Source organism: Burkholderia sp. NRF60-BP8, from assembly GCF_001522585.2.
GTDB lineage: Bacteria > Pseudomonadota > Gammaproteobacteria > Burkholderiales > Burkholderiaceae > Burkholderia.
Genome location: NZ_CP013373.1, coordinates 2,860,411 through 2,872,303, shown reverse-complemented (window position 1 = coordinate 2,872,303; position 11,893 = coordinate 2,860,411). Strand labels below are relative to the sequence as shown.

The window sequence follows — 11,893 nt, the reverse complement described above, 5'->3', positions numbered from 1 at the left end:
CTACCGAGATGCGCCGGCGCAACAGGCGTGCCCATCCCGGGCGAGCGACGGGCCTGTGGCCGTCGAGTGCCTGTCGGCGGGCCGTCCCGGCGATGCGAGGGTCGGGCGGGCGACGGCGAGTCGGCGTGAAAAATGGTGCGCGATTTCGTCGTTCATTCAACTGACGAAATGGTCGATCAGGTGATCGACGAAAAGCCGGGCCTTGCGCGGAAAGTGCCGGCGGCTCGGGTACGCGACGTTCATCTCGAGGGACTCGAGCCGATAGCCGGGCAGCAGCGCGAGCAGCCGGCCGTCGTCGCGGCATCGATGCGCGCGCGCCTGCCGTCAGACGCTGCCTTCGGTCTCGATCACGAGGATGCGTGCGACGCCGAGCGGATGCGCGACGTGCTCGGTGCCGACCGTCGCGTGGAAGAGGTCGCCCGTTTCGAGCACCGTCGCGTGCTCGACGCCTGCGTCGCGATAGCGCATCTCGACGCGGCCATCGAGCACCGCGAACACCTCCTCGCCGTCGTTCACATGCCAGCGATAGGGCTGGTCGGTCCAGTGCAGCCGCACCGTGATGCCGTTCAGATTCGCGATGTCGAGGGCGCCCCACGCGCGGTCCGCCGTGAATGCGGTGCTCCGGATGATGTTCATCGATGTGTGCTCCAGCACGCGTGTGCGCCGTTTTTCCGTGATTTTTCCGCCATCCGCATTCAGCGCGACGTGGCGCGCAGCGCCTGCTCGACGATCTGCTTGCGCTTCGCGAAGCCGGCCGCCGAACGCTCGGTGACGCGCGCCACGACCGCGGCCGGCGCGGTGTCGGGCGAGCCGGCGTCGAACGGCGGCGCGGGCGCGTATTCGAGCTGCAGCTGGATCGCCTGCGCTTCTTCATCGCCGACCAGCTCGGCGGCGATCGTCAGCGCGAAATCGATGCCGGCCGTCACGCCGCCGCCCGTGACAAGGTTGCCGTCGCGCACGACGCGCTCGCGCACGGGGATCGCACCCAGCGGTTCGAGCAGCGCGTGGAACCGCCAGTGCGTCGTCGCGCGCCGCCCGCGCAGCAGGCCGGCCACGCCGAGCAGCAGCGAGCCCGTGCAGACCGACGTCACGTAGCGCGCGGTGGCCGCGCGCCGTTGCACGAACGCGATCGTTTCGGCATCGAGCAGCAGTTCGTTGATGCCGATCCCGCCCGGGATGCAGATCACGTCGAGCGGCGGGCAGTCGTCGAACGTGCAGGTCGGCGCGAGCGCGAGGCCGCTGCTCGACGCGACCGCGTCGCGCGACTTCCACACCAGATGGACGGCCGCGTCGGGCAGCGACGCGAGCACGTCGTGCGGGCCGGTGAGGTCGAGTTGCTGGACGCCGGGAAAGACGAGAAGGCCGATATGCAGGGTCATGCGAAGGCTCCGTGAGGGGAAGGGAACGTGCGCCGTTCGGCACGGGATGGACAGATCGATTCTAGGCGCGTAGTGTTTGGCGAAATTGCCATATCACCCACGTTTTCAGCCAATCGCCATGCCTGCCGCCGCCCCGCGTTCGATCCTGATCCTCGCGTTTGCCCGTGCGCAACTGCTCGACGTGACGGGGCCGCTGCAGGTGTTCGCGTCGGTCAACGAGCTCGCGCTGGAGCGCGGGCAGCCGGCGCCGTATGCGCCGCGCGTCGTGGCCGTCGAAGCGGGGCCCGTCGAGACCTCGTCGGGCCTCGTCGTGATGGCCGAGTCGCTGCGCGCGGCCGCGCGCCATCCGGATACGCTGATCGTCGCCGGCGGCAAGGGCGTGCATGCGGCGTCGAAGGATGCGCAGGTGGTGCGGTGGGTGCGGCAGCAGGCCGGACGCGCACGGCGCGTGGCGTCGGTCTGCACCGGCGCGTTCCTGCTCGCCGAGGCCGGCTTGCTCGACGGGCGGCGCGCGGTCACGCATTGGGCGCGCTGCGACGAATTCGCGGCGCGCTACCCGAACGTGCGCGTCGAGCCGGACCCGATCTTCATCCGCGAAGGCGCGCTGTGGACGTCGGCCGGCGTGACGGCCGGCATCGATCTCGCGCTCGCGCTGGTCGAGGAGGATCTCGGGCGGGCGACCGCGCTCGACGTCGCGCGCGAACTCGTCGTGTTCCTGAAGCGCCCGGGCGGGCAGGCGCAGTTCAGCACGATGCTGTCGATGCAGCGCACCGCCGACCGGTTCGGCGAACTGCACGCATGGATGGCCGAGCACCTGACGGCCGACCTGTCGGTGCCCGCGCTCGCCGAACGCGTGAGCATGAGCGAGCGCAGCTTCGTGCGCCACTATCGCGCGGAGACCGGCCGCACGCCCGCGCGCGCGGTCGAGCAGATCCGCGTCGAGGCGGCGCAACGCCTGCTCGGCGAAACGGCGTGGCCCGTCAAGCGGATTGCCGGGCGTTGCGGCTTCGGTTCCGAGGAGACGCTGCGGCGCAGTTTCGTGCGCGTGCTCGGCGTGTCGCCGCAGGCGTATCGCGAGCGGTTCGTGCGGTAACGTACGGCGGCTGAGCGGGGCCGGCGCGGCGGCGCCCGGAACTGAACGGAAATCGGTCGGTTTCCAGTCCGAAGCGTCGAAACTATTCAGGATCGGAGAACAATGGGCGGGGGCTTGTGCCGCGCCCGCCGCGCGCTCTATTCTGTTCCGTTGGCGATTCGAAGGGGGAAGCAGCATGGACCGCATCCAGGCAATGGAAGTTTTTACCCGCGTGGTCGACGCGAACAGCTTCACGCGGGCGGCTGACACGCTTGCGATGCCGCGTGCGTCGGTGACGACCATCATCCAGAATCTCGAGGCGCTGCTCGGCGTGCGCCTGATGCACCGGACGACGCGCCGGCTGTCGCTGACGCCGGAGGGCGCCGCGTACTACGAGCATTGCATGAAGATCATCGCGGAGATCGCCGAGGCCGACGCGAGCTTCCAGGCCGGCAACCGCAAGCCGAGCGGCGTGCTGCGCGTCCACATGCCCAGTTCGCTCGGGCGCCGCATCGTGCTGCCGTCGCTGTCGATCTTCCGGCAGCGCTATCCGGACATCACGCTCGAACTGGGGCTGTCCGACCGCTACGTCGATCCGGTCGAGGAAGGCATCGACTGCATGATCCGGGTCGGGCCGCTCGAGGATTCGTCAATGGTCGCGCGGCGCATCGGGATGCTGAAGCGCGTGACGTGCGCGTCGCCCGATTACCTCGCCCGTCACGGCGAGCCGAACGAGATTGCCGATCTCGTCGATCATCATGCGGTGAATTTCCGTTCGAGCCACGGTGCGCGGGCGATTCCGTGGGTGTTCATGATCGACGGCAAGCCGTTCGAGGTGCGGATGAACGGCAGCGTCACGGTCAACGATTCGGATGCCTACGTGACGTGCGGGCTCGAAGGCTTCGGGATGATCCAGCCGACGCTGTTCATGGTGCTGCCGAACCTGCTCGACGGCTCGCTGGTCGAGGTGCTGCCGGACTGCAATCCGAAGCCGAAGCCGATCTCGATCGTGTATCCGCACAACCGGCATCTGTCGCAGAAGGTGCGCGTGTTCGCCGACTGGATCGCGGAGGTGTTCGAGTCGACGCCGGCGCTGGAGGGTGGGGAGAATTGGCGGGGGAAGGTGGGGGTGCAAGCGAAGCCGCAGAAAAAGGTGGTGGCGGCGTAAGGTGGCGACCGGGTATGGACGAAAGCGATGAGGCATGCCGTGAATTGCCTCATCCCGTCGATCGTCGGGCGCCAAGCCGCCACGTCTTATGCCGCGCCTACCAGCGGATCGTGTATGGATTGTCGCCGAGCGCCCAATGTCCGTTGTCGTCCCGTTCGAGCAGAATTCCCCGGTTCGCCCAGCCGTCCTGCTCGGGATAGAACGACAGGGCGTCCAGGAGATCCGGATCGGTTAGCCACGGTGTCGCTTGCCGATCCGGTTTCCATCGGAAATTGACCCACGAGACCAGGTGCGGATTGTCGTCGAACGGGTTCTTGGAAGGCTCCATGAATTTCGCGACGCCACCGTAGGTCACGTGTGCACAGAACAAGTTCACCATGTGTAGCGCCCGCCCACCGGGAACCGATCCGTCGGTCGTTTCGAATTCCCGATACCGGTAGAACGTCTTTCCGAACGGGGTTAGAGCGATATGGCTCAACGGGACATGGGTGTCGCGCGACTCGTAGTCCGGGTTCCTCACGGTCGGCCGCCCTTTGCCTGCATTGAATTTCACGGTAATCAGGCCGCGGTCGATCAATGCCTGCACGTCTTTTCTCACCACGCCATCGACTCTCAGCAAATCCTTCGCGTTGACGTCAGCGGGAAGTTCGGCGCCGGCCAGGCTGACGCAGGCGTCGGTCGGAACGGTGTTCTTGTCCGCGAGCGCGACCTTCAGGATCGCGTCGATCTTGCTTTTGTCCAGGTCGTCTCGCGCAGGAATGACGCGCATGCCAATCAGCACGGCCGCCGCGCCTGCGACACCGGCCATCAGCCAGCGTCGTCTCGCGCGTCCACGGCGCTTGTCGCTTGTCGATTCGTTACGGTCCTTCATCTAGCCCTCGGTTATTGTCATTGTCGATTCGGCAACGGCGGATTTCGGCCATGGGAGTCAACGGCGGCCCGGGCGGTCGAACGCGATGCCGATTTTCGCAGATGGCGGAAGCCGGCGCCGCTCGCCGGGTGAGATCATCGCCTCAATTGCGGGATTGATCCGGCACAGCGCGTCGCGTCGCGCGATCGCGCAGCGCAGCGGGCAATTGCCACAGCAGCAGTTCGTGCGTGCCCAGCGCCCACAGTGCCGAACCGTCCCACGAAAAGGCCAGCGCGCGGATCTCGTTGTCCGTCGGTAACGACGACGCGTCGAGCTGCACGGGCGTCCGGCCCTGTGCGACCTCCCAGAGCGCGACACGGTGCGTCCTGCTGCCCGCGGTCGAGGTCGTGCCCATCGCAAGGAAGCGCCCGTTCGCCGAACGCGCGGCGGCCTTGAAGTCGTCGGCAGGGCCAAGCAGCGCCGACAGCACGTGACCGCTCTTGAGATCCACGACGTGCATGCCGACGAAGCGGGCGCGTTTCGGGCCGGGGTACTTGACCGGCGGCGGCATGCTGCCGTCGTCGTCGAGCAGCAGCACGAAGCCGGTCGCAATCCATTGACCCTGCGGCGAGCCGAGCGGCTCGGGTACCCATTGTGCGATGCCGGTGGCGTTGTCGGGATCCGGCGAGCCGAAGCGCTGGGGCAGCGCGATCGCACGCAGCGTGCGGCCGGTACGGGCATCCAGTTCGGCGAGCCCCTGCGGATCCTCCGTCCAGTAGCTCCCGGAAGGTCGCCAGCGTACCGGCCAGATCAGTGGATTGCCGCCGCCGTTGATGTCGTCCATCAGCGACTGGCGTACTGCCGACAGCGTGGTGACGAATGGCCATGGATCGTCGGTACCCGATGGCGCCGACGCCGGCCGCTGCACGGTCAGGTACTCGGAGCCGAGCGGGTTGGACGCCTGCTCGCCATGCCGGATGTCGTGCCGGAAATTGGCCGGCAGATCGTCTGCGAGGATCCAGTGCAGATCGCTCATCTGATAGTCACGCCAGCTGGTTTCGTTCGGCCAGACGATTTCATGACGATCGACCTTGCGGCTCGTGACGTCATAGCGGTACAGGCATGGCTTGCCGTCGGTGTCCGGCTGGCCGTCGAACCAGACGGCGCTGCCGTCGCCGTTGATCATCATGCGTCGCGGGCCGGATTTGCCTCGCCAGACCTCGTCCGCACGCAATGCACCATCGACTTCGTGCAGCCGCCATACGTACTCGTTCCAGCCGCGGTTGTCGCTCACCTGGGCGCTGAACAGCATGCTGCCGTCCGGCAGGCCGAGGATGTCATGCGGATACAGCAGCGTGCGTTGAGACGGATCGGTCACCAATGTGTCCCAGCGGATGAGCCGGGGCTTCAGCACCGGGGCACTTGGGTCCGGTACCGCCAGGTTGATCGCAGGGGCCGGTATCGACGGTGTCGAGGGCAACTGCCATGCGGCCGGCGACACGGCGATTTCCAGCTTGCCCGGCATCGCGGACAGCGCATCGGTCAATGCCGTGAACACGTCGGCCGGGACGACCGATATGCCCGTCCGGCTGGACTGGGTCCGGTTGCCGCTGAACACGTCCAGGTCCTGCAGCGTCAGTGCCTTCCACAGGCTGTAGTCGGGATTGGGCCGGGTATCGCTGCGACCGAACTGAACGATCGTCGCCGGATGCCCGAAGATGGCGCTTGCATCCTGCACCCTGACGAACAGCGTGCTCCGGTACTGACCGGTGATGCCGTCGCTGTGATCCTGGCGAGCATCCCAGTACGTATAGGTGGCCTGAAGCGCAGGCACGCGGGAGCCCTGGGACAGCCGGTCGACGCGCGCACGAGCATGATCCATGCGCCAGTCCAGTTCAGGACGGGTGATGGCACCTTGTTGCAGCGCCTGCTGCAGCTTCGGCATGACCGCCTGTTCGGCGATGGCCGTACGGAGGTCCGGCCGGCGCGACAACAGCACCTTGTCCCACGGGGGCGGCAAGTTCTGCAACTGCCAGTTGTCGACACGGCCCGTCACGGGGCTCGTCCGTTGCAGCACGCCCTGCACCCGCGGCTGCACCTGATCGAACGGGGCGGATACCAGCAGGTACACGGTTCCCGCATACGCTTGCCGGTTCTTGCCGTTGTCCCAGACCAGAACCTGTTCATCGCGACGGGCGGCGACCTCGTAGTCATCGTCGTGCCCGGTGTTATGCAACTGCACGAATCGCCACTGCATGCCGTCGACGGTGGTGGCCGGCATAGGGGCGGCCGAGCAGGCGAGCGGAATCGTTGCACCGATCAGGCCCAGTAGGAAGCATGCGAGGCGGTTTTTCACAGTTTTTGCCCGGATGCGGCGGATATTGGGAGGTTCCGATTCTAAGCGCGGCTTCGTGCTCGTGGCGTGGCATGCGGCCGCCATCACGCGCGCTATTAAAATTTCGGTCGCTTTGGTATCGCCGTATGCCGGCATCGACGATCTGGATTGCCCGTATCGGCGAGTACGAGTCGCACATCGGTCTCGAACGAATTTCATGGTGTCCGGTTCACGGGCTGTGCGGTTCGCGATCTCGCTCGTCGCCTGCAGACGCCGGTGGAGGGCCGCCTGGTCGACGATCGCGCCGCGGGAGCGACAAACTTGGGGAAGGAAACGGGTCGTGGATGGAGGTCACGGCACGCCAGAACGGTTCATGCCGGTCGATGCAGATATGCGCATCGCGATTCCGGAACCCGCTAGACCGGACGCGCGCGATCGTGCCTTTGGGCGTTCATCGACAGATGAGGGCGGCGTTGAAGCATGCGGCAATGAAAAAAGCCGCTGTTCCTTTCGAAACAGCGGCTTTTCGCATTTGGTGGCGAATCAGGGATTCGAACCCCGGACCTGCGGATTATGATTCCGTCGCTCTAACCGACTGAGCTAATTCGCCGAAGACTTGAATTATGTCGATCGGCCGGACGGCTGTCAATACCTTTTTCCGTCTTTCCCGAAAAAAGTTGCCGGCGACCCGTGCCGGCCTTCATCGCGCGCGGGAGGCGGCCACCGGAAGGAGCCCCTCCGCCGGCCGTCTCCGCTTCGCGCCCGACATCAATCCTGCGCGTAGATGTCCGAGTCCTTCGTCTCCTTGACGAACAGCAGGCCGATCACGAAGGTCGCCAGCGCGATCACGATCGGATACCAGAGTCCCGAATAGATGTTGCCCTTCGCCGCGACGATCGCGAACGCGGTCGCGGGCAGGAAGCCGCCGAACCAGCCGTTGCCGATGTGATAGGGCAGCGACATCGACGTGTAGCGGATCCGCGTCGGGAACATCTCGACCAGCATCGCGGCGATCGGGCCGTAGACCATCGTCACGTAGATCACGAGGATCGTCAGGATCACGATCGTCATCGGCCAGTTGAGTTGCGCCGGGTCGGCCTTCGCCGGGTAGCCGGCCCCCTTCAGCGTCGCCGCGAGCGTCTTGTCGAACGCCGCGCCCTGCGCCTTCGCGTCGGCCGCCTTGCCGTCGTAGGTCTGGATCACCGTGTCGCCGACCTTGATTTCGGCCGGCGTTCCGGCCGGCGCCGCGACGTTCTCGTAGTTCAGGCCGGCCTTCGCGAGCGCGCTCTTCGCGATGTCGCACGAGCTGGTGAACTTCGACGTGCCGACCGGGTTGAACTGGAACGAGCAGGTGGCCGGATCGGCGACGACCGTGATCGGCGCCTTCTGCGTCGCGAGTTCGAGCTGCGGATTCGCGTAGTGCGTGAGCGCCTTGAACAGCGGGAAGTAGGTCAGCGCCGCGATCAGGCAGCCCGCGAGGATGATCGGCTTGCGGCCGATCTTGTCCGACAGCGAACCGAAGAACAGGAAGAACGGCGTGCCGATCAGGAGCGCGATCGCGATCAGGATGTTCGCGCTGGCGCCGTCGACCTTCAGCGTCTGCGTGAGGAAGAACAGCGCGTAGAACTGACCCGTGTACCACACGACGGCCTGACCGGCCGTCAGGCCGACGAGCGCGAGGATCACGATCTTCAGGTTCTTCCACTGGCCGAACGCTTCGGTCAGCGGCGCCTTCGACGTCTTGCCTTCCGCCTTGATGCGCAGGAATACCGGCGATTCGTTCAGTTGCAGCCGAATCCACACCGACACCGCGAGCAGCAGGATCGACGCGACGAACGGCACGCGCCAGCCCCAGTTGCCGAACGCATCCTCGCCGACGAACGTGCGCACGCCGAGGATCACGAGCAGCGACAGGAACAGGCCGAGCGTGGCCGTCGTCTGGATCCATGCGGTGTAGAAGCCGCGCCGGTTGGCCGGCGCGTGCTCGGCGACGTAGGTCGCCGCGCCACCGTACTCGCCGCCGAGCGCGAGGCCCTGCAGCAGCCGCATCGCGATGAAGATCACGGGGGCGGCGATGCCGATCGACGCGTAGCCGGGCAGGAAGCCGACCACGAACGTCGAGACGCCCATGATCACGATCGTCACGAGGAACGTGTGCTTGCGGCCGACGAGGTCGCCGAGCCGGCCGAACACGATCGCGCCGAACGGCCGCACCGCGAAGCCGGCGGCGAAGCCGAGCAGCGTGAAGATGAACGCGGCGGTCGGATTGACGCCGGAGAAGAAGCTCTTGCTGATGTAGGCCGCGAGCGAGCCGGCCAGGTAAAAGTCGTACCACTCGAACACGGTGCCGAGCGACGACGCGAAGATCACCTTCTTCTCTTCGCCCGTCATCGGCGAGTGCGAAATTTGCCCGCCTAACGTTGCCATGAATCGTCTCCAAGTCCCTTGATATAGATGTGCGGCCGCCTTGGGAGGGGCGGGCCTGTCGACGATTATTGGCACGGAAACTTACGGCGCACTGACTCGCGCGTACAAACCGACTGCGCGTTAACCCGTGTCGAATCGGCCATTTCGCGGCCCGATCATGGTGCGAACGTCCGGTAAATCGCCGGTTTCGACGGATTTGCGCCGAGCCGCGGCGGTGCACATCAGGGTTAATCCGGGGCAGGGGCGGCGAGCGGCAGGCTGATGCGCACGAGCGTGCCGGCGAGGCGCGGCGCGTGCTGGTAGACGTGATCGTCGAGCGTCAGCGTGCCGCCGTGCTGCGTGGCGATCTCGCGCACGATCGCGAGCCCGAGGCCGCTGCCGTCGCCTTCGCGGCCGAGGATCCGGTAGAAGCGCTCGACGACGCGCTCGCGCTCGCCGGCCGGGATGCCGGGGCCGGTATCCTCGACTTCGAGATGCACGCGCCGCGCCGCGGGCTCGGCGCGCACGCGTACGGTGATGCGGCCGCCTTCCGGCGTATAGCGGATCGCGTTGTCGACCAGGTTGCCGAGCATCTCGCGCAGCATCACCGGGTTGCCGTCGACATCGAGCGGCGCGTCGTCGTCCGGGCCTTCGTACCCGAGGTCCATGCGTTTCGCGAGCGCGGCCTGTACCCAGTCGCGCACCGTGCGCCGCGCGAGCGCGGCGATCTCGACCGGCTCGAACGTGAGCCCGCTCGCGCGGTTCTCGGCGCGCGCGAGCGCCAGCAGTTGCGTGACGAGCCGCGCGGCCTGCTCGGAGCTCGTCGCGATCTGCTCGAGCGAGCGCTGCACGTCGGGCGGCACCGGGTGGCGCAGCGCGAACTCGGCCTGCGTGCGCAGGCCCGCGAGCGGCGTCTTCATCTGGTGCGCGGCGTCGGCGATGAAGCGTTTTTGCAGCGCCATGTTCTGCTCGAGGCGCGCGAGCAGGTCGTTGAACGACGTGACGAGCGGTTCGATCTCGGGCGGCGCGCGCTGCGCCTCGACGGGCGACAGGTCGTCGGGTCGCCGCGCGCGAATGTGCGCCTGCAGCGCGTTGAGCGGGGCGAGCCCGCGCGACAGCCCGAACCAGACGAGCAGGATCGCGAGCGGCAGGATCACGAATTGCGGCAGGATCACGCCCTTGATGATGTCGTTCGCGAGCGCGTTGCGCTTGTCGAGCGTCTCGCCGACCTGCACGAGCACGGGCTGCGCGCCGCTCGCCTGCGGCAGCGCGACGGTCGTATACGCGACGCGCACGTCGTTGCCGCGCAGCAGGTCGTCGCGGAACACGACGACGCCCGGCGGCGGGCGGTCCTCGTCGCGCGGCAGCGGCATGTCGGCCTCGCCCGCGACCAGCTCGCCGCGCGTGCCGAGCACCTGGAAGTAGACGCTGTCGATGTTGTCCGCGCGCAGGAAGTCGCGCGTTTGCTCCGGCAGCGTCAGCTCGGCGACGCCGTTGACCGGATGGATCTGCCGCGCAAGCACGTACGCGTTGGTCTCGAGCGCGCGGTCGAACGGGCCGTTCGCGATCGTCTTCGCGACGAGATAGGTGACGGCGATGCTCATCGGCCACAGCAGCAGCAGCGGCGCGAGCATCCAGTCGAGGATTTCGCCGAACAGCGAGCGCGGGCGCTGCGTTTCGGGCGATTCGGTTTCGTCGGGCGGCGCGAACGGGTTCTCGTAGCACGCGTCGCGCGCCTCGTCGGCAGCCGACGACGGCGCGCCGGTCGGGTGGCGGGAATGGGCCGACGTGGCCATCGCGGCGCCGCCCGGCGTCAGCGCAGCGGCGTGCCGGCCGCCGCGGGCTGGGGCGCCGCCGTGTCGGCCGGCGTCGCGGGCGCGACCTTCTCGAGGCAATAGCCGAGGCCGCGCACGGTCGAGATCCGCACGCCGCTCGGTTCGATCTTCTTGCGCAGCCGGTGCACGTAGACTTCGATCGCGTTGTTGCTGACTTCCTCGCCCCATTCGCACAGGTGATCGACGAGCTGTTCCTTCGACACGAGGCGGCCGATCCGCTGCAGCAGCACCTCGAGCAGGCCGAGTTCGCGCGCGGAGAGATCGAGCACGTGATCGTTCGCGTACGCGATGCGCCCGACCTGGTCGAACGCGAGCGAGCCATGGCGCACGACGGTCGGGCCGCCGCCGGCGCCGCGCCGGGTCAGCGCGCGCACGCGCGCCTCGAGCTCGTTGAGCGCGAACGGCTTGGCCATGTAGTCGTCGGCGCCGAGATCGAGCCCCTTCACGCGTTCGTCGACGCTGTCGGCGGCGGTCAGGATCAGCACGGGCAGATTGGAATTGCGCGCGCGCAGGCGCTTGAGCACGTCGAGGCCGGACATTTTCGGCAGCCCGAGATCGAGGATCAGCAGGTCGAAAGTCTGCATCGACAGCGCGGTGTCGGCGTCGACGCCGCTCTTCACGTGATCGACGGCATAGCCCGATTGGCGGAGTGACCGGGTGAGGCCGTCCGCGAGTATGCTGTCGTCTTCGGCGATGAGGATTCGCATGTTGCTGACCGATGGCCGGCGGGCGTGCATGCCGGCGCGGCTGTCTCCGAAATTATCCGTGTACGACGCAGCCTGCATTGCGGGCTTGCATAAAACACTGTTTTTTTATACAGTGTCTGCATTCGTGGGCAGCGCTTGAAG

9 protein-coding genes, 1 tRNA gene and 1 pseudogene are annotated in these 11,893 nt (G+C 67.0%); 2 read left to right on the top strand and 9 right to left on the bottom strand.

Annotated features, from left to right (window positions below; genetic code table 11):
* Window positions 1–156: 156 nt before the first annotated feature.
* The 3 genes and pseudogenes from WS54_RS34300 to WS54_RS26890 form a co-directional block, all read right to left on the bottom strand.
* Window positions 157–294 (bottom strand): annotated as a pseudogene (locus WS54_RS34300) (LysR family transcriptional regulator); the annotation flags it as partial.
* Between the two features lie 30 nt (window positions 295–324).
* Window positions 325–636: a cupin gene (locus WS54_RS26895; RefSeq protein ID WP_034208306.1), complete on the bottom strand. Its 312-nt coding sequence runs from the start codon at window positions 634–636 to the stop codon at window positions 325–327.
* A gap of 59 nt (window positions 637–695) precedes the next feature.
* Window positions 696–1,379 carry a DJ-1/PfpI family protein gene (locus WS54_RS26890; RefSeq protein WP_059780543.1) on the bottom strand — a complete coding sequence of 228 codons (684 nt, stop codon included), beginning with the start codon at window positions 1,377–1,379 and terminating at the stop codon, window positions 696–698.
* 118 nt (window positions 1,380–1,497) lie between these two features.
* On the opposite strand from WS54_RS26890, the gene WS54_RS26885 reads away from it, so the two are divergent.
* Both WS54_RS26885 and WS54_RS26880 read left to right on the top strand, forming a co-directional pair.
* On the top strand, window positions 1,498–2,472 hold the full coding sequence (locus WS54_RS26885) for a GlxA family transcriptional regulator (RefSeq protein ID WP_034208304.1): 975 nt from the start codon (window positions 1,498–1,500) through the stop codon (window positions 2,470–2,472).
* A 175-nt stretch (window positions 2,473–2,647) separates the two neighbouring features.
* Window positions 2,648–3,619 carry a LysR family transcriptional regulator gene (locus WS54_RS26880; protein ID WP_034208303.1) on the top strand — a complete coding sequence of 324 codons (972 nt, stop codon included), beginning with the start codon at window positions 2,648–2,650 and terminating at the stop codon, window positions 3,617–3,619.
* A 97-nt stretch (window positions 3,620–3,716) separates the two neighbouring features.
* Here WS54_RS26880 and WS54_RS26875 read toward each other — a convergent pair whose 3' ends face one another.
* The 6 genes from WS54_RS26875 to WS54_RS26845 form a co-directional block, all read right to left on the bottom strand.
* Window positions 3,717–4,490: a hypothetical protein gene (locus WS54_RS26875; RefSeq protein WP_059780544.1), complete on the bottom strand. Its 774-nt coding sequence runs from the start codon at window positions 4,488–4,490 to the stop codon at window positions 3,717–3,719.
* 142 nt (window positions 4,491–4,632) lie between these two features.
* Window positions 4,633–6,960, bottom strand: coding sequence for a hypothetical protein (locus WS54_RS26870; protein ID WP_159086707.1), 2,328 nt, complete (start codon window positions 6,958–6,960; stop codon window positions 4,633–4,635).
* Window positions 6,961–7,337: 377 nt separating this feature from the next.
* Window positions 7,338–7,414, bottom strand: a tRNA-Met gene (locus WS54_RS26865).
* A gap of 158 nt (window positions 7,415–7,572) precedes the next feature.
* Window positions 7,573–9,231, bottom strand: a complete 1,659-nt coding sequence (locus tag WS54_RS26855; protein WP_059780546.1) for an MFS transporter — start codon at window positions 9,229–9,231, stop codon at window positions 7,573–7,575.
* Window positions 9,232–9,458: 227 nt separating this feature from the next.
* Window positions 9,459–11,006: a sensor histidine kinase gene (locus WS54_RS26850; RefSeq protein ID WP_059780547.1), complete on the bottom strand. Its 1,548-nt coding sequence runs from the start codon at window positions 11,004–11,006 to the stop codon at window positions 9,459–9,461.
* Between the two features lie 17 nt (window positions 11,007–11,023).
* Window positions 11,024–11,752, bottom strand: a complete 729-nt coding sequence (locus tag WS54_RS26845) for a response regulator transcription factor (protein ID WP_006497347.1) — start codon at window positions 11,750–11,752, stop codon at window positions 11,024–11,026.
* Between the last annotated feature and the right edge of the window lie 141 nt (window positions 11,753–11,893).